The organism is Sphingobium sp. TomMM35A (assembly GCF_054771735.1).
The window spans coordinates 39,040-63,204 of sequence record NZ_BSRC01000001.1 but is presented as its reverse complement, the minus strand read 5'-3'; the positions used below and the strand labels follow the sequence as shown (position 1 = coordinate 63,204).

General features: G+C 64.0%; 22 protein-coding genes and 1 pseudogene. 10 read left to right on the top strand and 13 right to left on the bottom strand.

From position 1 onward, the window contains the following. Positions 1–55 precede the first annotated feature (55 nt). From argB to ACYU8T_RS00290, 5 genes are all read right to left on the bottom strand, one after another. Positions 56–961, bottom strand: a complete 906-nt coding sequence (gene argB, locus ACYU8T_RS00310; protein ID WP_236575039.1) for an acetylglutamate kinase — start codon at positions 959–961, stop codon at positions 56–58. A 343-nt stretch (positions 962–1,304) separates the two neighbouring features. Beyond that, on the bottom strand, positions 1,305–2,819 hold the full coding sequence (locus ACYU8T_RS00305) for a Ppx/GppA phosphatase family protein (RefSeq protein WP_461158162.1): 1,515 nt from the start codon (positions 2,817–2,819) through the stop codon (positions 1,305–1,307). A 5-nt stretch (positions 2,820–2,824) separates the two neighbouring features. Continuing rightward, complete coding sequence (locus tag ACYU8T_RS00300; RefSeq protein ID WP_461158161.1) at positions 2,825–4,963, bottom strand: RNA degradosome polyphosphate kinase; 2,139 nt, start codon at positions 4,961–4,963, stop codon at positions 2,825–2,827. 10 nt (positions 4,964–4,973) lie between these two features. Next, the gene (locus ACYU8T_RS00295) at positions 4,974–5,606 is read right to left on the bottom strand and encodes a P-loop NTPase family protein (protein ID WP_461158160.1); all 633 of its coding nucleotides are present in this window, start codon (positions 5,604–5,606) and stop codon (positions 4,974–4,976) included. Beyond that, entirely contained in the window at positions 5,603–6,814 is a 1,212-nt protein-coding gene (locus tag ACYU8T_RS00290; protein ID WP_461159707.1) for a heavy-metal-associated domain-containing protein, read from the bottom strand. Before ACYU8T_RS00290 ends, ACYU8T_RS00295 begins: the two co-directional genes overlap by 4 nt. Positions 6,815–6,998: 184 nt before the next feature. Between ACYU8T_RS00290 and purM the strand changes: the two genes are divergently transcribed. The 6 genes and pseudogenes from purM to nadB all read left to right on the top strand — a co-directional run bounded on the left by purM (position 6,999) and on the right by nadB (position 12,257). After that, entirely contained in the window at positions 6,999–8,093 is a 1,095-nt protein-coding gene (gene purM, locus ACYU8T_RS00285) for a phosphoribosylformylglycinamidine cyclo-ligase (protein ID WP_097090861.1), read from the top strand. Positions 8,094–8,202: 109 nt separating this feature from the next. Continuing rightward, positions 8,203–8,775: pseudogene (gene purN / locus ACYU8T_RS00280) on the top strand (phosphoribosylglycinamide formyltransferase); the annotation flags it as partial. 46 nt (positions 8,776–8,821) lie between these two features. Continuing rightward, positions 8,822–9,112: a LysR family transcriptional regulator gene (locus ACYU8T_RS00275; RefSeq protein WP_461158159.1), complete on the top strand. Its 291-nt coding sequence runs from the start codon at positions 8,822–8,824 to the stop codon at positions 9,110–9,112. A gap of 141 nt (positions 9,113–9,253) precedes the next feature. Then, on the top strand, positions 9,254–10,180 hold the full coding sequence (locus ACYU8T_RS00270; protein WP_461158158.1) for an ABC transporter ATP-binding protein: 927 nt from the start codon (positions 9,254–9,256) through the stop codon (positions 10,178–10,180). After that, positions 10,177–10,647: an endonuclease domain-containing protein gene (locus ACYU8T_RS00265; protein ID WP_461158157.1), complete on the top strand. Its 471-nt coding sequence runs from the start codon at positions 10,177–10,179 to the stop codon at positions 10,645–10,647. Before ACYU8T_RS00270 ends, ACYU8T_RS00265 begins: the two co-directional genes overlap by 4 nt. Before the next feature lie 5 nt (positions 10,648–10,652). After that, a complete protein-coding gene (gene nadB, locus ACYU8T_RS00260; RefSeq protein ID WP_461158156.1) occupies positions 10,653–12,257 on the top strand; it encodes an L-aspartate oxidase in 1,605 nt (534 codons plus the stop codon). A gap of 11 nt (positions 12,258–12,268) precedes the next feature. Here nadB and ACYU8T_RS00255 read toward each other — a convergent pair whose 3' ends face one another. After that, entirely contained in the window at positions 12,269–13,108 is an 840-nt protein-coding gene (locus ACYU8T_RS00255) for an alpha/beta fold hydrolase (RefSeq protein ID WP_461159706.1), read from the bottom strand. Between the two features lie 169 nt (positions 13,109–13,277). Between ACYU8T_RS00255 and ACYU8T_RS00250 the strand changes: the two genes are divergently transcribed. Beyond that, on the top strand, positions 13,278–14,423 hold the full coding sequence (locus tag ACYU8T_RS00250) for a serine hydrolase (RefSeq protein WP_461158155.1): 1,146 nt from the start codon (positions 13,278–13,280) through the stop codon (positions 14,421–14,423). Positions 14,424–14,431: 8 nt separating this feature from the next. On the opposite strand, the gene ACYU8T_RS00245 is transcribed toward ACYU8T_RS00250, so the two are convergent. From ACYU8T_RS00245 to ACYU8T_RS00225, 5 genes are all read right to left on the bottom strand, one after another. Next, positions 14,432–15,280 carry an SGNH/GDSL hydrolase family protein gene (locus ACYU8T_RS00245; protein ID WP_461158154.1) on the bottom strand — a complete coding sequence of 283 codons (849 nt, stop codon included), beginning with the start codon at positions 15,278–15,280 and terminating at the stop codon, positions 14,432–14,434. 14 nt (positions 15,281–15,294) lie between these two features. Continuing rightward, positions 15,295–17,895, bottom strand: a complete 2,601-nt coding sequence (gene metH / locus ACYU8T_RS00240; protein WP_461158153.1) for a methionine synthase — start codon at positions 17,893–17,895, stop codon at positions 15,295–15,297. 122 nt (positions 17,896–18,017) lie between these two features. After that, a complete protein-coding gene (locus tag ACYU8T_RS00235; RefSeq protein WP_461158152.1) occupies positions 18,018–19,064 on the bottom strand; it encodes a homocysteine S-methyltransferase family protein in 1,047 nt (348 codons plus the stop codon). Continuing rightward, positions 19,061–19,996, bottom strand: coding sequence for a methylenetetrahydrofolate reductase (metF, locus tag ACYU8T_RS00230; RefSeq protein WP_461158151.1), 936 nt, complete (start codon positions 19,994–19,996; stop codon positions 19,061–19,063). The genes ACYU8T_RS00235 and metF overlap by 4 nt, the downstream gene beginning before the upstream one ends. Further along, the gene (locus ACYU8T_RS00225; protein WP_461158150.1) at positions 19,993–20,964 is read right to left on the bottom strand and encodes an ArsR/SmtB family transcription factor; all 972 of its coding nucleotides are present in this window, start codon (positions 20,962–20,964) and stop codon (positions 19,993–19,995) included. The genes metF and ACYU8T_RS00225 overlap by 4 nt, the downstream gene beginning before the upstream one ends. 214 nt (positions 20,965–21,178) lie before the next feature. Here ACYU8T_RS00225 and ACYU8T_RS00220 point away from each other — a divergent pair, with 214 nt between their 5' ends. After that, entirely contained in the window at positions 21,179–21,406 is a 228-nt protein-coding gene (locus tag ACYU8T_RS00220; RefSeq protein WP_097090850.1) for a circumsporozoite protein, read from the top strand. A gap of 133 nt (positions 21,407–21,539) precedes the next feature. On the opposite strand, the gene ACYU8T_RS00215 is transcribed toward ACYU8T_RS00220, so the two are convergent. Beyond that, positions 21,540–21,965, bottom strand: a complete 426-nt coding sequence (locus ACYU8T_RS00215) for a glycine zipper 2TM domain-containing protein (protein ID WP_097090849.1) — start codon at positions 21,963–21,965, stop codon at positions 21,540–21,542. A gap of 263 nt (positions 21,966–22,228) precedes the next feature. On the opposite strand from ACYU8T_RS00215, the gene ACYU8T_RS00210 reads away from it, so the two are divergent. Next, positions 22,229–23,230, top strand: coding sequence for an esterase-like activity of phytase family protein (locus tag ACYU8T_RS00210; protein ID WP_461158149.1), 1,002 nt, complete (start codon positions 22,229–22,231; stop codon positions 23,228–23,230). A 262-nt stretch (positions 23,231–23,492) separates the two neighbouring features. Here ACYU8T_RS00210 and rpmB read toward each other — a convergent pair whose 3' ends face one another. After that, positions 23,493–23,786, bottom strand: coding sequence for a 50S ribosomal protein L28 (gene rpmB, locus ACYU8T_RS00205; protein WP_097090848.1), 294 nt, complete (start codon positions 23,784–23,786; stop codon positions 23,493–23,495). A gap of 156 nt (positions 23,787–23,942) precedes the next feature. Here rpmB and ACYU8T_RS00200 point away from each other — a divergent pair, with 156 nt between their 5' ends. Beyond that, positions 23,943–24,164, top strand: coding sequence for a hypothetical protein (locus ACYU8T_RS00200; protein WP_097090847.1), 222 nt, complete (start codon positions 23,943–23,945; stop codon positions 24,162–24,164). Position 24,165: the final 1 nt, after the last annotated feature.

Here is a 24,165-nt window from a genome sequence, read left to right as displayed (position 1 = left end):
AGATCCCAGCTTCCGCTGGGATGACGGACAAGGGAAGGACGATTGCAAACGACGATTACCGGCGCACTAAAGTCCCCGCACCGCGCTTGGTGAAAATCTCCAGCAGCATGGCATGCGGCACCCGCCCGTCCAGGATGACGGCAGCATCCACGCCGCCCTCGACCGCCTTCACGCAGGTCTCCAGCTTCGGGATCATGCCCCCGCTGATCGTGCCATCTTCCTGCAATATCTTGATCGCAGCCGGATCGAGGTCGGTCAGCAACTGCCCCTGCTTGTCCAGCACGCCCGCCACGTCGGTCAAAAGGAAGAAGCGAGAAGCCTGAAGCTCCGCCGCGATCGCGCCCGCCATCGTGTCGGCGTTCACATTATAGGTGTGCCCGTCAGCACCGATGCCAACCGGCGCGATGACCGGAATGATGCCGCTCTGCGACAGCGTGTCGAGGATCGACCGGTCGACCTTCACCGGATCACCGACGAAGCCCAGGTCGACATTGCGCTCGATGCCCGAATTGGGATCGGGCGCGCGGGTATCGCCAACCTTTTCGCACAGGACGAGCCCGCCATCCTTGCCCGAAATGCCGACCGCCTTGCCGCCCGCGCCGGAAATCCAGCCGACGATTTCCTTGTTGATGGAACCTGCCAGCACCATTTCGGCGATCTGCGCGGTTTCCTTGTCGGTGACGCGCAGCCCGTTCACGAAATGCGATTCGACGCCCAGCTTCTTGAGCATAGCGCCGATCTGCGGCCCGCCGCCATGGACGACGACGACATTGATGCCGACCGCCTTCATCAGCACCACGTCCTCGGCGAAATCGCGCGCCGCTTCGGGGTCGCCCATCGCATGGCCGCCATATTTCACGACGAATGTCTGCCCCGCATAGCGCTGCATATAGGGCAGCGCCTCCACAAGCGTTTCGGCCTTGGCGAGGAGAGCGGGATCGGGGGCGTGCTTGCTGTTCATGTGCGCGCGCAATAGGGCCTTATAGATGCGGGGGCAAGTTGGTGCAGAAGGACTATAATCCCCTCTCCCCTTCAGGGGTCGGCCAGAGGCACGTGACTCTCGCCGAGGTGCCGAGCGCAGCGAAGGCTAGAAGCCGTCCCCTCTCCCCTTCAGGGGAGAGGGTGCCGAGCGTAGCGAAGGCGGGAGAGGGGACTACTAAACCTTGGCGTCGTCCCCTCTCCCCAACCCTCTCCCCTAGAGGGGGGAGGGAGCCGGTTGCTCAACACCTCGTCTCGAAACCCAAGCTCGATCCAGCGTCCCGCTTCCAAGCCGAACATCGCGAATAAAGGCGAGCAATCCACCCTCACCAAGCCATCCGATACTTCACCCCCATCGCCTGCGCCAAATGCCGCTGCCGCCGCTCGACCGCCTCGCCGAACAGGTCCACATCCACGCCTTTCAGCCGCAGTTCCAGCGTATCGCCATCCATCTCCAGCGTCGACGCGAGCAGAGGCCCCTCGACCCCGCCGGACAGCCGCTGGCCAAGCCGGATCGCCAGCCCCCACAAGGTCGCGCGCTTCAACGCAGCGACAGAAGCCAGCCCCGCAATCCCGGCAGGCGGCGTGGACGATCCTCCGAAATTGCTGTGCAACGCCTGCGCCAGCATCGCCCGCTCGCATGCGGTGATGCCCACCCAATTGCTGTGCAGGGCAATCTCCACCCCCCGCTCCGCGCGAAAGTCGGGGTTGGCGCGCCAGCCGACATCGGCCAGCAGGCAAGCCGCCCGCCGGATGCGCCGCCAGGACGGCTCGTCATCGCGGAACAGCGGCCCGATCCACCGGTCGATCATGTCGCCATGGCCCGCAAAGCGCCCCTGCGCCTCGCCCTCCGCCTCCGCCGCGACCAGCAAGGGATCATGCGTCCGGATCTCGGCGGGCAGGTCTTCGAACAGCAGCCCCTCGCGCAGGCCATAGGCCGACACGATCAACTCGCTCGACTGCAATTGCCGGACGACCACCGACAGCAAAGCCGCCGCGTCGGGCAAGGTCGGCACGCGCGATCCGGTGATTGCCGGAATATCCTTCAGCCGCGCACGGCCGACATGGGACACGATCCGCGTCAGCTGCTCGGCGCGAAATGCGGGCATGGCATATTGATGCACGACCGGCAGCGGAAAGTTGGTCAGCTGCATGTCGAACCGGGCAAGCGCGCGCCACGATCCGCCCACCAGATAGAAGGGCAGGTCAGGCCCCGCGCTCCAGCCCGCCTTCGCCAGCATCTTCTTGACGCAGCGTTCCAGCGCGCCCGGCCCCTTCGCCCGGATCTGCGGCAGGCGCAGCACGCCCAGCGGCAGCGATATCGTCTCATGCACCGCGCCCCCGCGGATTCGCGCCAGCTCCAGGCTGCCGCCGCCCAGGTCCGCTACGATGCCGTCCGCGCCGGGTATGCCCGACAGCACGCCATAGGCCGCCGCGACCGCTTCCTGCCTCCCCGACAGCAGTTCAACCTCCAGCCCCATGTCCCTGGCGCGCAGGATGAACTCATCGCCGTTGGCCGCGTCGCGCACGGCGGCGGTGGCGACGCAGCGCACGTCACGCACCTCCATCTCGCGGCACAGATGGGCAAAGCGTCCCACCGCCCGCAATCCGCGCTCCATCGCGTCAGGCTCGATCCGCCCCGTCTTCCCGAGCGACGCGCCCAGCCCCGCCATCACCTTTTCATTGAACAGGATGAACGGAATGCGCCGCGGCCCGTCATAAACGACCAGGCGGACGCTGTTGGACCCGATGTCGATGATCGCCGTGCGCGCCTTGGCATGGGCGGGGGATGTCACCATCGTTTCGGCGATGGCGCGCACCTGGCTCAGCATCGAATTCATGCGCGTCAGGCCCGGCCGCGCAGGCGCAAAGTCGGCACCGTCCCGCTGTCCATCGCCGCGCCCCGGCCCGACAGCGACGGGTTGGTCATGAAATAGCGGTGCAGGTTGAACGGCCGATCGCTCGAATCCACGCGGGTATAATGGCCGTCGCTGTCCAGCTCCCAACTCTGTTCGCTGTCGATCAGGTTGGCGACCATCACCTGGTCCAATATTTGGTCGTGAACGGTCGGGTTCTCCACAGGGGCAAGAAATTCGACGCGGCGGTCAAAGTTCCTTGGCATCCAGTCCGCCGAGCTGATGAACACCTTCGCGCCATTGTTGGGCAGCGCCTTGCCATTACCGAAGGCGGTGATGCGGCTATGCTCCAGAAAGCGGCCGACCACCGACTTCACCCGGATATTCTCCGACATGCCCGGCACCCCCGGCCGCAGGCAGCAGATGCCGCGCACGATCAGGTCGATCTCCACCCCCGCATTGCTCGCCGCATAGAGCTTTTCGATGATCGCCGGATCGACCAGCGAGTTCATCTTCGCCCAGATATTGCCCGGCCGCCCGGCGCGGACATGCTCGATCTCCGCGTCGATCAGCTGGCAAAGGCGATTGCGCAGGTCGCGCGGGCTCATCACCAGCTTTTCCAGGCTCTGCGGCTCGACATAGCCGGTGATGTAATTGAACAGCGCGGCGGCATCCCGGCCATAGGCGGGATCGGCGGTGAAGAAGCTGAGGTCAGTATAGATGCGCGCGGTGACGGGGTGATAATTGCCCGTGCCGAAATGGCAGTAGGTGCGAAAAGCCTCGCCCTCGCGGCGGACTACCATCGACACCTTGGCATGCGTCTTCCAATCGATGAAGCCATAGACCACCTGCACGCCCGCGCGTTCCAGCGCGTCGGCCCACATCAGGTTCTGCTCCTCGTCGAACCGCGCCTTCAGCTCTACCACCGCCGTCACCGACTTGCCCGCCTCCGCCGCATCGATCAGCGCGCGGATGATCGCCGACTGCTTGCCCGCGCGGTACAGCGTCTGCTTGATCGCCACAACGTCGGGGTCGGACGCCGCTTGTTTCAGAAACGAAACGACCACATCGAACGCTTCATATGGGTGATGGACCACAATGTCCTTCGCCCGGATCGCCGCAAAGCAATCCCCGCCATATTCGCGGATTCGTTCAGGGAATCGCGGCGCATAGGGTTCGAACTTCAGGTCGGGCCGATCCTCATCGACAATGCCGCTAAGGTCGCCGATGCCGACAAAGCCCTCGACCTCGGCAATGATCGCCTCATGCCCCTGCAGCATGTCCTGCAACATTTCCTCGACCGGCTCGGGAATGCGCTCCTCGATCTCCATGCGGATGACGCGGCCCCGGCGGCGTCGCTTGATGGCGCTGCGGAAATAGCGGACCAGATCCTCCGCCTCTTCCTCGATCTCGATATCGGAGTCGCGGATGATGCGGAACACGCCGCTGTTGCGCACCCGATAGCCAGGGAAGAGGTCGCCCGAAAAACGGCGGATCACCGCCTCCAAAGCCATGTAGCGCGCCGGGGTGCCCGGCACCCGAACAAAGCGGGCCAGCGAGGACGGGATCATCACCAGTTCGCGGATCGGCTGCTTGTCCGACAGCCGCTCCAGATCGAAGACGATCGACAGCCCCTGATTGGGGATAAAGGGGAAAGGATGCGCCGGGTCCAGCGCCTGCGGCGTCAGGATCGGGAAGACCTGGCTCAGGAAATGCTCGCGCAGCCATGTTTCGCTGCCCGGATCGATCTCGCTGGCGGGCCCCATCACCTCGATCCCGACCTGCGTCAGTTCACCATGCAGCGCGCCCCAGACCTTCTGCTGCGCCGTCATCAGCCGCGCGGTCTCATCGGCGATCGCGGCAAGCTGCTGCGCGGGAGTTAGCCCATCGGCCGAGCGCATATCGACATCCTGCAGCTGCTGCCCTTTCAGGCCCGCCACGCGCACGCTGAAAAATTCATCCAGGTTCGCCCCGGAAATCGACAGGAACCGCAGCCGCTCCAGCAGCGGATGCGCACGGTTCATCGCCTCTTCCAGCACGCGCTGGTTGAATGCCAGCCAGGACAGCTCCCGGTTGAAATAGCGGTCGGTGGGCAGTGTCAGGCTGGCGGACGGATCAGCTTCGGCCACGTCTCTCTCACTATGATGAGGGGTGCGGATCGTCCGCCACTATAGGCAAGAAACCAGCCGCTTGCAGACTCTCTTTGGCCATAGCGACGGAAATCTTACGTCCCGATGACAATGCCGCTTCGTTGAGCAGGCGCGTCACCTCGGCGATAGCGGCATAGCTGCGCTCGATCCGGCGGAGCAGCCAGTCGGGCAAATCCTGCCCATATCGTGACCCCGCGCCCCCCAGCGCCCGTTCGATAAGTGCGCGGGCGAGCGGCTCGTCCGGCTGCTCGATCGCAACATGCGGCGCGGCGGCAAGGCGCGACCGCAGGTCCGGCAGCGCCACGTCCCACAGCGTCGGCGCGCTGTCCCCGATCAGCAGCAGCGGCTTGGCGCTCGTCTGCGCATCGTTCCAGGCGTTGAACAGCAGCCGGTCCTCCTGTCCTTGCGCATCGTCGATCACCATGCCCCCGCTCATCGCGGCGAAGCGGCGACCCAGCATCGACCGCCCCGACCGGGCCGGACCGCTCAGGACGCTGATCGCCAAGGGCCATTCGCGCCAATTTTCCAGATGGCGGACGGCGACATGATTGGCGTCGCTGACCAGGAAGTCATCGTTCGTCCCCTGCCCTGGCCATTCGAACGGCAGGCTTATCTGGCTCATTGCGGCGCTGACGTCCCCGCTCCCGCTCCGGCAGGTGCCGCCGCCCCGCCCCGGCGGATGCGCAGCGCATTGCCGGAACCCGTCACGGTGAAGCCTCGCGCCTGAAGCCCGGCGCGCAACGCTTCGACACTGCCGTCGAAGCTCACCTGCATCACCGACGTGCCCCCCAGCGCAAGGCTGCTCGTCGCCGCCGACCTGACGCCCAGGATAGACCGAACCGCCGCCTCGCCCTGCGCCACCGATCCGACATCGGGCGTATCGAACTGGATCGAAAAGCTGCTGGTGGTCGCAGATGGCGTTGGCGTCTCCAGTGTCTCCAGCGGCTGCTCGGTCGCATTCTCGATCTCGAGCGCGTCGGGATTGACCGGCTCCTCGATGATCAGCGACGGGTCGGGCCGCAAACGCCCGTCATTGAGCGCGGCTGTATAAAGCTGGTCGATCCGCCGCGCGGCCTCATCCATCATCTGCGGCAGCGCGCTTTCGGCCGATGCGCGAAGCGAAAAGCTGCCGATAAGCGTATCGTCCGGCCCATAGCGCGCGGTGAACGTGCCCCTTACCGGGCCGCCCGGATATTCCCGTTGCAATCGGGCGATCGGCACCACCACGTCAGCCGCGCCATATTGGTCCAGCAGCACGCGCCACCACAGCCGCCCGCGCCGCCCCACCTGGCCCGCATTCAGCAGGATGGGGTCGGCGATCGAACCGCTCACCCGCACATAGTCGATCGCGCTGTCCCCGGTGCGGAACCGCGCCCAGGCCTTCTGCCACTCATTGATCCGCTCATAGGAGACGGCGGACCCGCCGTCCCACATCACCGGAATGACCAGCAGCGGCGGCGAACGCATGACATTTCCGGACACGCCCAGCAGTTGCCCCGTCCGCGCGCGATCGAACAATATGCCCAGCGTCGCGACATAGCGCGTCGGCCCGATCTGCTCATATTCGATCTCGATGCCGGAAATCATCGCTTCCAGCTGCGAATCGGACAGGTTCGGCACGCCCGCCGCGCCATGGGTGCGCGTCCACAGCATCCGCCAGCCCTGCCGCTGCGCCAGCCGCCAGCCCGCCTGCCGCGCGCTGTTGGCATCTTTGCCCATCACGTCGACCTTGATGCCGCCTACCTGATAATCGCCGCCACTGGCGATCGGCGGCACGCCGCGTTCGCCTTCCATCTGCGCGAACAGGGCCGCAGCCGCGAGGCCAAGCATGATCGCACCCAGAATCTGGACGGGCCGCGACAAGCGGCGAAGCAGCGAAGAAGGCCGGAAAATCTGGCTTTGGAAGGCAGTGGACAGGCTCACGCGCGCCCTTTTGGCGGGATTTCCCCCATCTGCCAAGCGGCAACCCATTTGCCGTTCCGTTTTCCGCATCATTGCTATAGTGGGCGCGGGCATGAGCGACACCGAATCCTACAGCTACGCCAAGGCTGGCGTGGACATCGCGGCAGGCAATGCGCTGGTCCGTGCCATCGCCCCCTTGGCCAAGGCGACCCGCCGTCCTGGCGCAGACGCCGAACTGGGCGGCTTTGGCGGTTTCTTCGACCTCAAAGCCGCTGGCTATGACGACCCTCTGCTCGTCGCGGCCAATGACGGCGTCGGCACGAAGCTCAAGCTGGCAATCGACCATGACCGCCATGACGGCGTCGGCATCGACCTTGTCGCCATGTGCGCCAACGACCTCATCGTGCAGGGCGCGGAGCCGCTCTTCTTCCTCGACTATTACGCCACCGGCAAGCTGGAGAGCGGCGTCGCCGAACGCGTGATCGCGGGCATCGCCGAAGGCTGCAAACAGGCCGGCTGCGCCCTCATCGGCGGCGAAACCGCAGAAATGCCGGGCATGTATGCCGCCGGAGACTATGACCTTGCCGGATTCTGCGTCGGCGCGGTGGAACGTAGCCAGGCGCTCACCGGCAACAAGGTGAAGGCAGGCGACGTCCTCCTCGGCCTCACCTCCTCGGGCGTCCATTCCAACGGCTTCTCCCTCGTCCGCCGCCTCGCCGCCGACAAGGGGTGGAAGCTCGACCGCCCGGCCATCTTCGACAATGAAGTGCTGTTGATCGACGCGCTGATGGCCCCGACCCGCATCTATGTGAAGCCGCTCCTTCCGCTGGTACGCGGCGGCAAGATCAACGCGCTCGCCCACATCACCGGCGGCGGCCTTCTCGAAAACATCCCCCGCGTCCTGCCCGAAGGCTGCCATGCCGTGGTCGATGCCGACGCATGGGAACAGCCGCGCCTCATGGCCTTCCTGCAAGCGCAGGGCCATATCGAGCCGGAAGAAATGGCGCGCACCTTCAACTGCGGCGTCGGCATGGTGCTCGCCGTGGACGCTGATGCAGCCGACAGCGTAACCGCCGACCTCGAAGCCGCAGGCGAAACAGTCGTCCGCGTGGGGCTGGTCGAAGCGGGCGAAAAGGGTTGCACCGTCAAGGGCAGCCAGGAGACCTGGAGCGCCAAGGCCGACTGGACCGCCACGCATCTGGGTTAATCAACCAATCCCCCTCCCGCTGGCGGGAGGGGCTAGGGGAGGGCATGTCACAGGGTCGGCTTGAGCAAGCCTACCCCCGACACCTCCCGCAGCGGCAGGGAAGTTCCCCATGCAAAAGGCAAAAGTCGGCGTTCTGATTTCCGGACGCGGGTCCAACATGGCGGCGCTGCTTTACGCCGCCAAGCATCCCTCCTGCCCCTATGAGCTTGTCCTCGTCGCCGCCAACGACCCGCAAGCCCCCGGCCTCACCCTCGCAGAGGCCGAAGGCATCCCCACCTTCGCCCAAAGCCACAAGGGCCTGAAACGCGCCGAATTCGACCAGATCATCGACGCGCAGCTGCGCAAGGCAGGCGCGGAATATGTGGCCCTCGCCGGTTACATGCGCCTGCTCTCCCCGGAATTCGTGGGCGGCTGGGAAGGCCGGATGCTCAACATCCACCCCAGCCTTCTCCCCAAATATAAGGGGCTCGACACGCACCAGAAGGCGCTCGACGCGGGCGACAGCCATGCGGGCTGCTCCGTCCATGTCGTGACCAGCGAACTGGACGACGGCCCGGTGCTGGCGCAGACGGCGGTAGCGATCCTGCCCGGCGACACCGCCGACAGCCTAGCCGCGCGCATCCTCATCGCCGAGCATCAGCTTTATTCCCGCACCCTCTCCGACTTCGTCACACAAGAGCGCCTCTCGCCCCTTCCAAAATAGGATTTCCCCTGATCTATCCTGCCGGATGGAACAGCCTCTCCCCACCCCGCCCGCCGCGCGCGACCTACCGCCGCCATCCGGCCATGGCCGCTGGACCCCAGCCCTTCAGCGCCTCTTCCTCACCGCGCTGATCGAAACCGGCAACGTCTCCCAAGCCGCGCGGTCGGTCGGCATGTCGCGGTCCAGCGCCCACCGCCTGCGCCAACGCCTCATCGGCACAACGTTCGACCGCTGCTGGAACGACGCGCTCGAGATCCACGCGACGCGCATGGCCGATCCCTTCGCCTTGGAAACCCGCCCCCGCCCCCCGGCCTGATCCTGTCGCGCACCTGTCGCGTTCCCGCCGCCTTTTCGTCGCGATCCCGGCGATTTCAGCCCAAATCAGCCGACGACACTGTGAACTTCGGCCGTCCCAGCCTCTTTCCTTAGCCGCCTACGATCCCCATAGAGTTCAACCATGACCGACAGCCCCACTCCCGCCATAGAGATCACCAACCTCACCAAAGTCTATGCAGGCGGAAAACGCGCGCTCGACAATATCAACCTCACCATCCCGCGCGGCCAGATCTACGGCCTGCTCGGCCCCAATGGCGCGGGCAAGTCGACCACGATCAACATCCTCGCAGGCCTCGTCAACAAGACCAGCGGGACGGCAAAAATCTGGGGCTTCGACATCGACCAGAACCCCCGCAATGCCAAGAACAGCATTGGCATCGTGCCGCAGGAAATCGTCTTCGACCCCTTCTTCACGCCGTTCGAGACGCTGGAAAACCAGGCGGGCTATTATGGCGTGCCCAAGGAACGCCGCCGCTCCCTCGAACTCCTGCGCGCCGTCCATCTGGAGGACAAAGCCAACGCCTATGCCCGCACCCTTTCCGGCGGCATGAAGCGTCGCCTGCTTGTGGCCAAAGCCATGGTCCACTCACCGCCGATCCTGGTGCTGGACGAACCGACCGCAGGCGTCGACGTCCAGCTGCGCCAGCAACTCTGGGCCTATGTGCGCGAGCTCAACGCACAGGGCGTCACCATCGTCCTCACCACCCACTATCTCGAAGAAGCCGAGGAACTGTGCGACCGCATCGGCATCATCAACCATGGCCGCGTCATCACGGATAAACCTACCCGCGAACTCATCGCCATGGCGCAAGAGAAAGTCGTGCAGGTAACCGTCGACCGCGACATCACCGCTCCGCCCGATGCGCCCTGTTTCGAAAAGGTCGAACTGTCGGACCAGCGCACGCTCACCATCACCTACATGAAGGACCGCGCCAATGCCGGGCAGGTGCTGAGCGCCGTTCAGGCAAGCGGCCTCTCGATCGTGGACGTCGTCACGAGGGATCCGGATCTTGAGGATGTTTTCCTCAACCTGACGGCGGCGGCGTGAAGGAAGAAGCGCAATCTGCTCCCCCTCCCGCAGGCGGGAGGGGGCTGGGGGGTGGGCCAGCGCGACCTTTCAACCCGCGCAACACAGCTCGCGCGAAACAGCTCAGAAATGCCGCCCCCACTCCCGAAAGACTATTGTGGCAACAACTCCGCGCCCGCAAACTCGGCCACAAATTCAGCCGCCAGATGCCGATAGGCCCATATTTCGCCGATTTCCTCTGCCGCGAACTGTACCTCATCATAGAGATCGATGGTGAGAGCCATGACCCGCGCGCAGCATATGATCAGCATCGAGAAGAATACTGTCGCTCCCTCGGCTATCAAATCTTGCGCTTTTCCAATGCCGATGTGATGAAAAACCTCGAAGGCGTCATAACGCACATCCAGACCACCCTTGCGCAGGCCCACCCCCGGTCCTTGACCGGAGTCACGTGCCTCCGGTCAACGCAAGCGGGAGGGGAGCAGTAGAAGTAATGCCCACCACCACCCACGACGTCGTCATCATCGGCTCCGGCGCGGCAGGCCTCACCGCCGCCATCAACCTGGCGCAGGATCGCAAAGTCGTCGTCCTCGCTAAGGCAGCGCTCGACAGCGGCTCAACCAACTGGGCGCAGGGTGGCATCGCCGCCGTCCTCGACGCAGGCGACAGTTTCGAAGCCCATGTCAACGACACGATGGTCGCAGGCGCAGGCCTCAACAACCGCGAGACAGTGGAGTTCGTCGTCTCCGAAGCCCCCGCCGCCATCGAAAGACTGGCGGAGCTGGGCGTGCCCTTCAACGGCGGCGAAGAGTTCGGAGAACGCTGGCACCTGACGCGCGAAGGCGGGCACAGCCACCGCCGCATCGTCCATGTCGACGACGCCACCGGTCATGCCGTGCAAGTCGCGCTGCTGAAGGCCGCGCGCGCCAACCCCAACATTACCCTGCTGGAGGACATGGTCGCCATCGACCTCATCACCTCCCGCCATGGCGAGCGCTATTCGGGCGACGGTCATGTCTGGGGCGTCTACGCCTTCAACAAGCGGACCAAGCATGTCGACGCGCTGCTGGGCCGTGCGACGATCCTCTGCACCGGCGGAGCGGGCCGCACCTACCTTTTCTCCACCGCCCCCCGCGGCGCCACCGGCGACGGCATCGCCATGGCCTGGCGCGCGGGCTGCCGCGTCTCCAACATGGAGATGAACCAGTTCCACCCGACCTGCCTCTATAATCTGGAGGTCAAGAATTTCCTGATCACCGAAGCCGTGCGCGGCGAAGGCGGGCACCTGAAGCTCCCCCCCGGCGTCCCCGGCGGCGGCGAGCGTTTCATGCCCCGGTTCGATCCCCGCGCCGAACTTGCGCCCCGCGATGTGGTGGCACGCGCCATCGACCATGAGATAAAGCGGCTCGGCCTCGACTATGTTCATCTCGACATCAGTCACAAGGAACCCGAGTTCGTCCGCACCCACTTTCCCACCATCTACGCGCGGCTGCTCGACCTCGACATCGACATCACCAAGGAACCGATCCCGGTCGTCCCGGCGCAACATTATACCTGCGGCGGGGTCATCATCGACCTGGACGGCCGCACCGACCTGCCGGGCCTCTATGCTGCTGGCGAAGTCACCGAAAGCGGCCTGCATGGGGCCAATCGCCTCGCGTCCAACTCGCTGCTCGAATGCTTCGTCTTCGGCGAGGCGGCGGCCCGCCATATCCGCGCCCATTGGAGCGAACTGCCCCCGCCCCCAGCGGTACACCCCTGGGATGAAAGCCGCGTCACCAACAGCGACGAAGAGGTCATCGTCCAGCACAACTGGAAGGAAATCCGCCGCTTCATGTGGGACTATGTAGGCATCGTCCGCACCACCAAGCGGCTGGAGCGCGCGCAGCACCGCATCGACCTGCTCGCCAAGGAAGTGGACGAATATTACGGCCATTTCCACGTGACACCCGACCTGATCGAGCTGCGCAACCTTCTGGAAGTCGCTCGCCTGGTCGTCCGCTCGGCGCTCCGCCGCAAGGAAAGCCGGGGCCTGCACTATACGCTCGACTATCCCGACATGCTTCCGCAAGCGGTCGACACGGTACTCGCGCCCTGATGGCGGTCGGCTCAGCTCGACAGGAACCGCTTCACCACGGCGCTGAACCGCGTCGGCTGGTCCGCCATGACGACATGGCCGCTCGGCCCGATCGGCGTCAGCTTCAGGTCCTTCTTGGCCGCATAGGCGCTGCGGAAATTGCGCGCGATTTGCGCCGACTGCGCGGCGTCAGCCCCGACCGCATAGACCACCTCCATCGGCACGGCGATCCGTCCAAGCTGCGGCCCCAGATCGACATTGGCGAGATCGCGAAGCGCATTGGCGATGACATCAGGATCGCTCCCCTTGGCCCCCGGCGAATCCGCGACGATCTGCGCCAGATAAGCCCGGCCCGCCTTGGTGCCGGTGAAATACTGGCTCAGCTGGTTGGCGAGATAGCCCATGCCCCGCGCCGTGCCGCCGACCATCGCCGCGCCCTCCGGCAGCATGTCGACCACCATGATCCGTCCTGCCAATGCCTTCAGCCCCAGCTTCATCGCCAGCGTGCCGCCCATCGAATGCCCGATGACCGAAGGCCGCACGAGCCCGGCCGCCTTGATGTACCGCGCAATCTCATCGGCCAGCGGCTGCACCAGCGGCCCGCTCGCATTGGCATCGGCTGCGAGCCCGGCAAAGCCGCGCACATGGACAAGGTGCCAGCGATAGCCGGGCAGCTTCGCCATCATGTCGCTCCACAGCGACGGCCCGCTGGCGAGCCCCGCGATCAGGATCACGTCGCGGCCCGTCCCCCGCGTCGTCACGGCGATCCGGCGCGATGTGAAGGGCGCAGCCGACGCGCTCTGATGCCGCAGCAATATCAGCCCGGCGCAAGCGCCCGCGCCTATCCGCAGCAGTGCCCGCCTGTCGATCATCCGTCCGTCCATGCGCCCTTCCTTGCCCATCCCTGCTTAACGGCGGGTGAGCGCTGCTCGGCCATATCGTTCAGGCTCCTTACATCGCAAATGTGGAATCATTCGTCGCATCGTCCTTGTCAGTCGAAGGGTGCCGCAGGCCTAAATGAAGGAGAAGTCGGGGATATTCATGGACAAGCGAAATAAGGGGCGCAGCCTGCGTCCGGACGGGGGATCGCTCCGCCTCATCCTGTTGGTTGCGGCACTTTCCGCGTGCGTCAGCGCTCCCATGGAGCCGCAAGCCAGCGCCGCCCGGCAGGTGCAGCCCACGACGGCCACATTCCCGATCAAGCGCGTCGCCAACCCGCCCAAGACGTTCGACGAACTCGACGTCGATCAACGCCAGACCCCGCCGCCTGCCCTCGTCAGCGTCGTGCGCAACCTCGGGCAGAGCTTCAATGGCAAGGTCGGCATCGCCGTCCGCCGCATCGGCGCCGACTGGACCGTCGCGTGGAACGGAACCTCGCTCTTCCCGCAGCAGAGCGTATCGAAGCTCTGGGTGTCGATGACCTTCCTCGACGCGGTCGACCGGGGCAAGATCCGCCTGACCGACACGACCACGATCACGCGCAAGGACCTCACCCTCTTCCACCAGCCAACCGCCGCGCTCGTCGGGACCAGCGGCTGGACCACCAGCTATTCCGACCTCATGCGCCGTGCGATGACGCAGAGCGACAATACCGCGAACGACACGCTGCTGCGCGCGGTCGGCGGCCCCGAAGCGGTGCGCGCCTACCTCGCGCGGCGGACGATCAAGGATGTGCGTTTCGGTCCGGGAGAAAGGCTGCTGCAGTCCGCGACGGCAGGACTGGATTGGCGGCAGGATTATTCGATCGGCCGCAACTTCTACGCCGCCCGCTCCCGCCTGCCCATGTCGGTGCGTACGAAGGCGCTCGACAATTACCTCTCCAATCCGCCGGACGGCGCTGCGCCCTCCTCAATCGTGAAGGCGCTGGCAAAGCTCAAGGAAGGCGAGATGCTGTCCCCCGCGTCAAGCCAGTTGCTCATGTCGATCATGAGCGAGGCGAAGACCGGCCCGCAGCGCATCAAGGGTGGCGTGCCTCCCGGCTGGAAATATCTGCACAAGACCGGCACGGGCCAGGAATTGGCTCCACGCTCGACCGGCTATAACGACATCGGCATCATGACCGCGCCCGACGGCACCAGCTATGCCGTGGCGGTGATGATCGGCAGCACGACAGAGCCTATCCCGGTCCGCTGGCAGCTGATGCAGGCAGTCGCGAAGGCCGTGGCCGCGAACCACGAGAAGCGGTAGGCGCGGCCTTATTTGCCCAGCATCCGGTCGAGCGCATCCGCGATCGCCGTCATGCCGGGCAGCGTGGGATGATAAGGCGCGCTCACCGGCTTCCCTGGAACAGGATAGCCATTCATCCACGGATCTGGCGCGCAAACATCATGCCCCTTGGTCAGGTGCGAAGCAGCGAGGATCGACCCGCCCGTCTCCCGCGCCACCCGCGCCGTCAATTCCGCCAGCCGTTTCGCTACCTGACGCGCCTCATCCCCCTGCTCCGGCGAAAGCGGCGCCTCAGCGCAACCGCCCCGCTCGGGCAGGACGGCAGGATAATCGACCCAGATCAGCCGAGCCTTTGGCGAACGCTGCCGCACCTCGTTCGCGATCCGGCGAAGCGCAGCTTCCAGCGCCGCCCACTTCTCCTCAGTCGCCGGGACAGCGGGCGGACAACGGACGCTGCTCGCCGCATTCGCCTTCTGACAGGATGCCGCCATCAACCCCCCGATGTAGCCGACATCATTACCGCCGATGGTGATCGTGACGAGCCGCGTCTCCGGCGTCAGCGCATCGATCTGCGGCGCAATCCCCGCCCAGCCATCAAGCACACCGCGCGTCGTCGCGCCGCTGCAACTGACATCGTCAAGCTGCAGCCCCCGCCGCTTCGCCAATTGCTGGGCATAATTATTCGCCGACCGCGCGCACAGGGCCGGCTTGCTCCCGGCAGAAGGCGCAATCCCCGGTCCTGCGGCAAAGGAACTGCCCATTGCTACATAAGCGGCCCCGACCGGCATTGCCGCATCGTGGCGCACACGCTGATCATGGGCACAACCTGCCATCATCAACCCTGACAGAAGCGCACAGTAGGGGAAAAAGCGGATCATGCGCTTGTCGCTCCTCAATCCAGGTTCGGCCGTAGCCAGCGCTCGGCGGTCTCCACATCGATTCCGCGTCGCTGCGCATAATCCTCCAACTGATCGCGCCCAACCCGCGCCACGCCGAAATATTCCGCCTGCGCATGTCCGAGATAAAAGCCGCTGACCGCCGCTGTCGGCAGCATCGCGAAGCTCTCCGTCAGCGTCACGCCCGTCGCATGATGGGCGTCGAGCATGTCAAACAGCAACGGCTTGAGGCTATGCTCCGGACAGGCCGGGTAGCCGGGCGCGGGACGGATGCCGCGATATTGCTCGCGGATCAGCGCTTCGTTGGTGAGTTGTTCCCCCTCGGCGTAGCCCCACAGGGCGGTACGGACATAATGATGCAGCCGCTCAGCAAAGGCTTCGGCCAGACGATCGGCCAAGGCTTTTAAAAGGATGTCCGAATAATCATCGATCGCCGCCTTGAAGCGCGCAAGATGCGGCTCGATACCATGGATCGAGACAGCAAAGCCGCCCATCCAGTCGCCATTGGGGCTGATGAAGTCGGCCAAACACATATTCGCCCGCCCTTCGCGCTTGGCGATCTGCTGCCGCAACATGGGCAGGCGGACATGCTTTTCGTCTTCGACATGAACGATGATGTCATCGCCTTCGCGGCGGCAGGGCCATAGCCCGGCCACGCCGCGCGCCGTCAGCCACTTTTCGCTGACGATCCGGTTCAGCATCTTCTGCGCGTCGTTGAAGAGGCTCGTCGCGCTTTCGCCAACCACCTCATCCTGCAGGATCGCCGGATAATTGCCCGCCAGTTCCCAGGCCCGGAAGAAAGGCGTCCAGTCGATATAGTTGATGAGGTCCTTCAAATCCCAGTCGGGAAAGCTGTGAATACCCGGCAGCAGCGGGCGGGGAGCCTTCAGCGCCTCATCCATCTCGAACGCGTTGGCGCGCGCGTCCTCGATCGAAAGCAACTGGCTCTGCCCCTTGCCCTCGCGCGCGGCGCGGACATGGGCATAATCATCCTTCGTCTTCTGTACGAAGTCGGTCTTCTGCGTCTCGGACACGAGAGCCGTCGCAACGCCGACCGCGCGGCTGGCGTCCAATACATGCACGACCGGACCAGCAAAGGCCGGGTCGATGCGCAGCGCGGTATGCACGCGTGAAGTGGTTGCGCCACCAATCAGCAGGGGCATCGTCATATTGGCCCGCTGCATTTCCGCCGCCACCGTGACCATCTCGTCGAGCGACGGGGTGATGAGGCCGGACAGGCCTATCATGTCCGCGTCATTCTCGTTCGCTGCCTTGATGATGTCCTGCCACGGCACCATCACGCCCATGTCGATCACTTCAAAGCCGTTGCACTGAAGCACGACGCCGACGATGTTCTTGCCGATATCATGCACGTCGCCCTTGACGGTCGCCATGATGATCTTGCCCTTGCCCTTCGCGCCGGGCTCCTTGGCCGCCTCGATGAAGGGCAGTAGGTGTGCCACCGCCTTCTTCATGACGCGCGCGGACTTCACCACCTGGGGCAGGAACATCTTGCCCGCGCCGAACAGGTCGCCGACCACGTTCATGCCGTCCATCAGCGGGCCTTCGATGACATGGATCGGCTTTTCGGCGGCCAGGCGCGCTTCTTCCGTATCCTCCACCACCCAGCTGTCGATGCCCTTGACCAGTGCATGTTCCAGCCGCTTGGCGACGGGCCAGCCGCGCCATTCCTCGGCCGCCTTTTCGGACGCGGCATCCTTGCCCTTGAAGCTTTCGGCCAGTTCGACCAGCCGGTCGCCCGCTTCCGGATCGCTGTTCAGCAGCACATCCTCGCACGCCTTGCGTAGCGCCGGATCGATGGCGTCATAGACGTCCAGCTGCCCGGCATTGACGATCGCCATGTCCAGCCCCGCCGGGATGGCATGGTAGAGGAAAACCGAGTGCATCGCCCGCCGCACCGGCTCATTGCCACGGAAGGAGAAGCTGAAGTTAGACAGCCCGCCTGAAATATGGACATGCGGGCAGCGTGCCTTGATCTCGCGGCACGCCTCGATGAAATCAACGCCGTAATTATTGTGCTCTTCGATGCCCGTCGCCACCGCGAAGATATTGGGATCGAAGATGATGTCCTCCGGCGGAAAGCCGATGGTCATCAGCAGCTTGTACGCGCGCTCGCAAATTTCGACCTTGCGGTCCTTGGTATCCGCTTGGCCGGTTTCGTCGAAGGCCATCACCACCACGGCCGCGCCATAGGCCATGCATTTGCGGGCATGATCGAGGAATGCTTCCTCACCCTCCTTCATGCTGATCGAGTTGACGATCGGCTTGCCCGAAACGCATTTCAGCCCCGCCTCGATCACCTCCCATTTGGAGCTGTCGATCATCACCGGGACCCGCGCGATGTCCGGCTCGGACGTCATGAGCTTCAGGAAGGTCGTCATCGCCTCCACGGCGTCGAGCAACCCCTCGTCCATATTGACGTCGACGATCTGCGCGCCATTCTCCACCTGGTCGCGGGCAATGTCGATGGCGGCGGCATAGTCGCCCGCCATGATCAGTTTCTTGAACTTGGCCGATCCGGTGACGTTGGTACGCTCACCGATGTTGACGAAAGTGGCGGTCGATTGGGTGGTCATCTTCTGAACCTTCTCCCTCTCCCCTGAAGGGGAGAGGGCCGGGGAGAGGGGAATGCAAGGAAGGCGGCCTTTACAGTCCCCTCTCCCTAACCCTCTCTCCTGAAGGAGAGAGGGAACTTTTTTTACGCCGCGATGTGCATGGGCTCCAGTCCGGCAAGCCGCGTGACTACCGGCAACTCCGGCACGATCCGCGGCTTGTGCCCCGCCAGCGCCTTTGCCACCGCACCGATATGCGCAGGGGTCGTGCCGCAGCAGCCGCCGACCATATTGACCAGGCCCTCATCCACCCACTGGCGGATCAGGGTCGCCGTCGTCTCAGGCAACTCATCATATTGGCCCAACTCGTTCGGCAGCCCGGCATTGGGATAAGCCAGGATCAGCGTATCGGCATTCTTCGCCAGTTCGGAGAGATAGGGCCGCAGCAAATCCGCGCCGAACGCGCAATTCACACCGATGGTCAGCGGCTTCAGATGCCGCAGCGAATACCAGAAGGCGTTGATCGTATGCCCGGACAGGTTCCGCCCCGACATATCGGTAATGGTGAAGCTCAGCATCAGCGGCACGGGCCGCCCCGCCGCCGCCTCGGCCTCGCGCGCAGCCATGCCCGCTGCCTTGGCGTTCAGCGTGTCGAAGCAAGTCTCGACCAGCAGGAAGTCCACCCCGCCCTCGATCAGCGCATCGCATTGTTCGCGATAGTGCGCCTTCAGCGTATCATAATCGACCTCGCGATAGGCCGGGTCATTCACATCCGGCGAGATCGACAGCGTTTTGTTCGTCGGACCGATCGACCCCGCCACGAAGCGCGGGCGACCGTCCTTCGCGGTCGCGGCTTCACATGCCTTGCGCGCGATCTGGGCAGCCGCGATGTTGATTTCCCGCACAAGATGCTCGCAACCATAATCGGCCATGGCGATCTTGGTGGATGAGAAGGTGTTCGTCTCGATCATGTCCGCACCGGCATCCAGATAGGCGGTGTGAATGCCCTCGACGATATCCGGCCGCGTCAGGCACAGAAGGTCATTATTCCCCTTCTGGTCCTTCGCCAGATCAAGCGATCCGCGATAATCCGCCTCGGTCAGTCCATGCTTCTGGATCGACGTGCCATAGCCACCGTCGAAAATCATGATCTTTTCAGCGGCAACGGTGCGAAAGCGTTCCTCGGCGGTCATGCCCTCTTCTCCGTGTTCGCAGGCCGCAAACCAAGCAGATGACATATCGCATAGCTCAGCTCCGCCCTGTTGAGCGTATAGAAATGAAAGTCGCGCACCCCGCCAGCATAGAGTTTGCGGCAAAGTTCCGCCGCCAGCGTCGCCGACACCAGCTGCCGCGCGGCGGGCAGATCGTCCAGTCCCTCGAACAGCTTGCCCATCCAGCCCGGCACATCGGTATTGCACATCGCCGACATGCGCTGAACCGCGGCGAAGTTGCTCACCGGCATGATGCCCGGGATGATGTCTGCCGTGATCCCTGCCGCTGAAGCAGTGTCGCGGAACCGGAAGAAGGTTTCCGGTTCGAAGAAGAATTGCGTGATCGCCCGGGTAGCACCCGCATCCAGCTTGCGCTTCAGATTATCGACGTCGCTCTGCGCGCACGCCGCATCGGGGTGCGTTTCGGGATAGGCCGCGACCGAAATCTCGAACGGATGGCGCTTGCGCAAGCCTTCGACCAGCTCGGCCGCGCCCTGGTATCCTTGCGGATGAGGCATGAACTTCGTGCCCGCTTCCGGCGGGTCGCCACGCAGCGCGACGATATGCCGAACGCCCGCGTCCCAATAGGCGTCGGCCACCTCGTCGATCTCGGCCTTGCTCGCCGCCACGCAGGTGAGATGCGCAGCGGCCGACAGCGGCGTTTCCTTTGCGATCCGCGCCACCGTGTTATGCGTCCGCTCCCGCGTCGAGCCGCCCGCTCCATAGGTCACGGACACGAACTTGGGCGCCAGCGGCGTCAGCGTCTCGATCGCCGACCAAAGCTGCTCTTCCATCTTCTCCGTCTTGGGCGGGAAGAATTCGAAGCTTACATTCAGATCGCCTGCCAGATCCGCATAGAGCGGCGCTTGCCAAGCCCGCGCGGCCTCTTCGCTGGAGGGGATGCTTAGGGTCATAGGGAAAGTCGTCCTTCGATGGGCAGGATGCGCGCGCCCCGGCGGCGGCCCAGCCATAATACTACCGTCAATTCCTGGCTGGGCAGCACTTCTACCCGTTCCAGTTCCAGGCCCGCGTCCGCGAACCAGCTTTCGATCTGCTCATCGGAAAAGCCAAGCCGCGCATGCTGGTCGCGCAGCCGAAGCTCTTCCCGTTCATGCGCCGCGAAATCGGCGATCAGCACACGCCCGCCGCCCGTCGTGACGCGCGCGGCCTCCGCGATCACCGCTTCAGGCGCCTGAGCATAGTGCAGAACCTGGTGCAGGACCACCGTGTCCACGCTGCCCGGCTCCAAAGGCAAAGCCGTGAAGTCGCCCAGAACCAGCGCATATTTATCGCCTGCATCTTCCGGCAGCTTGGCCCGTGCCAGCCGCAGCATGTCGGGGCTGCGATCCAGCGCCGTCACCTGATCGGCCGAACGCCCGAACAGCTCTATCATCCGGCCAGTGCCGGTGCCGATGTCGAGCAGATGGCCGATCGTTTCGGGTCCGAGCAACGCCGTCATCACAGCTTCGACATCCACATCCGGCACGTGAAGCGATCGGATCGCGTCCCATTCGTCGGCATGTTCGGCAAAATAGCTTTCCGCCGCGCGCGACCTGTCGGCGCGGACAGCTGCCAGCCGGGCGAGGTCGGCCTTTTGCCATAGCTCCTCGCTTTCCGACGGTATCAACTGATCGAACAGCGCCAGGAAGGGCGCCATCGCCTCGCCTCTCACCAATCGCAGAAAGACCCAATTGCCTTCCTTGCGCCGCTCGACCAAGCCCGCTTCAGCGAGAATGCGGACATGGCGGGAGACGCGCGGCTGGCTTTGTCCCACGACTTGGGCGATCTCGCCCACAGCAAGTTCCATCGCGCGCAGCAGATAGATGATGCGCAGCCGCGTCGGGTCGCCTAGGGCGCGAAAGATGTCGAGTGCGGCGCTCATGACATCACCATATAAAGAAATCTTTATATGCGTCAATGGCCGCGCACAAGATCGGAGCGGATCGCCAGTTCAACCCCCACAAATGCGCGAGTCGCACGATGGGGATTGCCTTGAGTCGTTCAACGCATTACGAATCGGCCCCGCAGGCGCAAAGGGGGGTGAACTTTTCTCCGAGAGTGGTCTGCACCGTTTTATCTCTGAGAGGGGTTTGCCCATGTCCAAGTCGATTGCTCTTTCGCTCGTTCTCGCCGCATCGCTCGGCCTCGCCGCTTGCTCGAAGGGCGAAGAAAACGCCGCCAACGCTTCGGCCAACGCTGCTGAGAACGCTTCGAATGCTGCTGACAACGCCATGAACGCTGCCGAAAACGCTGCTTCGAACGCTGCCAATGCTGCTTCGAACGTCAGCAACACTGCTGAAAACGCTGCTTCGAACGCGATGTAATTTCCCTCCTCGGGATTTTCGGAAACAGGGCCGCCCGGCAACGGAGCGGCCCTTTTCTTTTGTGCGGCCTACACGACATGAAAAGGGCCACCCTTTTCAGGGCAGCCCTCCTTGTTCAACGGTAAGTGGCTGATCAGCAGTCGCGATCGATAGCCCGGCCAGCCAGCGCACCTACGCCCGCACCCACGATCGCACCGGTGGTGCCATCGCCGCGGCGGCCATAGCGGCCACTGCCCTTGCCAATCTCATTACCCAGCAGGCCACCGGCGATCGCACCTATGATCGTGCCGCCCGTGCCATTATCCCGACAGCGATAGCCGCCGCGATAGCCCCGGTAATAATTGTTGCGGTAGTAGCGGTCACCCCGGTAGCCGCGATAAGAGTCACCGCGATAATAATCGCCACGGTAGCCGCGATAGCCCCGGTCGCCACGATAATAGTCGCCGCGCTCGTAACGGCCCCAGCCATCCCGCGCCTGCGCCGGCGCTGCAGTGACGGCGAAGGAAGCAGCGCCCATTGCCAGCGCCGCCCCCATATTGATCAGAAACTTGGTCTTCATGGCGTGCTCCTCAATAATCTTGCTCTCGACCCGGTGAGCCTTTGACGCCGCACCTTCGATTGCACCCCTTTTGACCGATTCGCATTGAGCCAAGCCTGAATGGGCGTGTCAGCCGCCGTTCAGAAAAAATATCCGCTTCCACTGTGATGCGGGCTCACCAAGCCTCGGTCCCGACCGGCGACCTTACACCAAAAGCGCTCCGCTGTCGCCAAGGGGAGCAATCAGCCGTTGGTGGAGTGCGATGGATTGCCTATGGCGAAGCGATGCGCCGTATCCTGATCGTCCTGTTGCTCGCGATCCTGCTTTTGCCAGCGCCCCACAAGAACAAGCCCGAACTGCTAGAAGCTGGCCCGCTGCTCGTCACGGTCCGTCCCCTGTCCCTGAACTCGGCAGATCCCGCGGACAGGAGCGCAGGGGCGCTCGACTATCTGGGAGGCTGGCAGCTGAGCAGCCCGCATCATGGCTTCGGCGGCATATCCTCGCTCCTGGTCGACGAACAGGATCAGGTGCTGGCGCTCAGCGATTCCGGCACGCTCATGGGTTTCGCTCTCACGCCCAATCCCAAAAACAGGCATTCTTTCATCGCGCCGCTGCCTGTCCGCCTGCAGGATAAGGACCAGCCTTGGTGGGCGTGGGATTCAGAGGCGATCGCCCACGACGCTGTCACCAACAGATATTGGGTCGGCTTCGAGATGCTCCAGCGCATCTGCCGCTATGCACCGGGATTTTCGCGGGTGGAGGCGTGCCGCACTTGGCTTGAAATCGAAGCATGGCCCGAAACAGGGTCGATCGAATCCATGGCGCGTCTTCCGGACGGCCGCTTCCTTGTGATCGCGGAAATGGGGATGATGGCGGATGGCAGCCATGACAGCCTGCTTTTTGCTGCCGACCCGGCCGAAGAGAGCACCCCATCGCCCACACGCCTCCGCTACGTCGCCCCGCGCGGCTATCGCCCCACGGATGCCGTCGCTCTCGATGATCGTCACATTCTGGTTTTGAACCGCCGCGTCACATTGCGCGACCTGTTCACGGCGACGCTCGCCCTGATCGAGCTGCCCGACCGCCCAAAGCCGGGCGACCGGCTGATCGCTCGCACCCTGGCCCGGCTCGCGCCGCCGCTGTTGGCGGACAATTTTGAAGGACTGGCGATAACGCGGGAGCACGGACAAACGATCGTCTGGATCGCGTCAGACGATAATCACGAATTCTTCCAGCGCACCTTGCTCCTGAAATTCGCCCTGCGTGGAGCGCCCGGCTCTTCGTGAGCAGTAAGCGTAGCTTTGCTCCGCCCGCTACACCCGTTCGGGCTGAGCTTGTCGAAGCCTGTCCTGAGCCCGTCGAAGGGGTCTTTTATCTTTCTGGAGAACAGTAGAACCCTTCGACAAGCGCAGGGCGAACGACTTTCGAGACTATGCCGACTGAAATACGACGTCCTAAAACCGAACGACACCTCGCTCATTCCTTGTGGACGCAAAAAAGCGGCCCGTTGCCAGGCCGCTTCTTAAAGCCGAAACGAATCGAACCGAATCAGGCGGCTGCGGCAGCCTGCTTCTTGACGATGTCGCGCTTCAGGCGGCGCGCCTTCAGCGACAGCTTTTCATCGCTGGTCTTCAGCAGCCAGTTGTCCAGGCCGCCATTATGTTCGACCGAACGCAGACCATGGGTCGACACGCGCAGCTTGACAGTGGTTTCCAGCGTTTCGGAAATCAGCGACACATTCTGCAGGTTGGGCAGGAACACGCGCTTGGTCTTGTTATTGGCGTGGGAAACATTGTGACCCACCTGGCGGCCCTTGCCGGTCAGCTCGCAAATGCGCGACATAGTCAATCAACCTTGTAGTTCATGTTCGTTCGGAAAGCGGCGCCAGTAGCGGGATTCCGGATGGCCGTCAACCCGCCAAGCCGGTGAGATCGGACCGCTTGCGCAACCCTTTCCGCCACTCGGACGTTTGCAGCCGATAGACGAAAGGAGGGCGCAATGCGACTCATTGGTGGCTTGTTGCTGATTGTTCTGCTGGTGCTGGCCGCCGGCATCGCGACCGGCTTTGTCGATCTGCAAAAGACCCAGGAAGGCAGCCTTCCCAGGATCGCCGTCGAGGGCGGTCAGCTCCCCAAATTCCAGGCCGACGTTGCCAAGGTCGAAGTGGGCACGCGCAATGAAACGGTCGAGGTGCCGACAGTGGACGTAAAGAAGCCCTGAC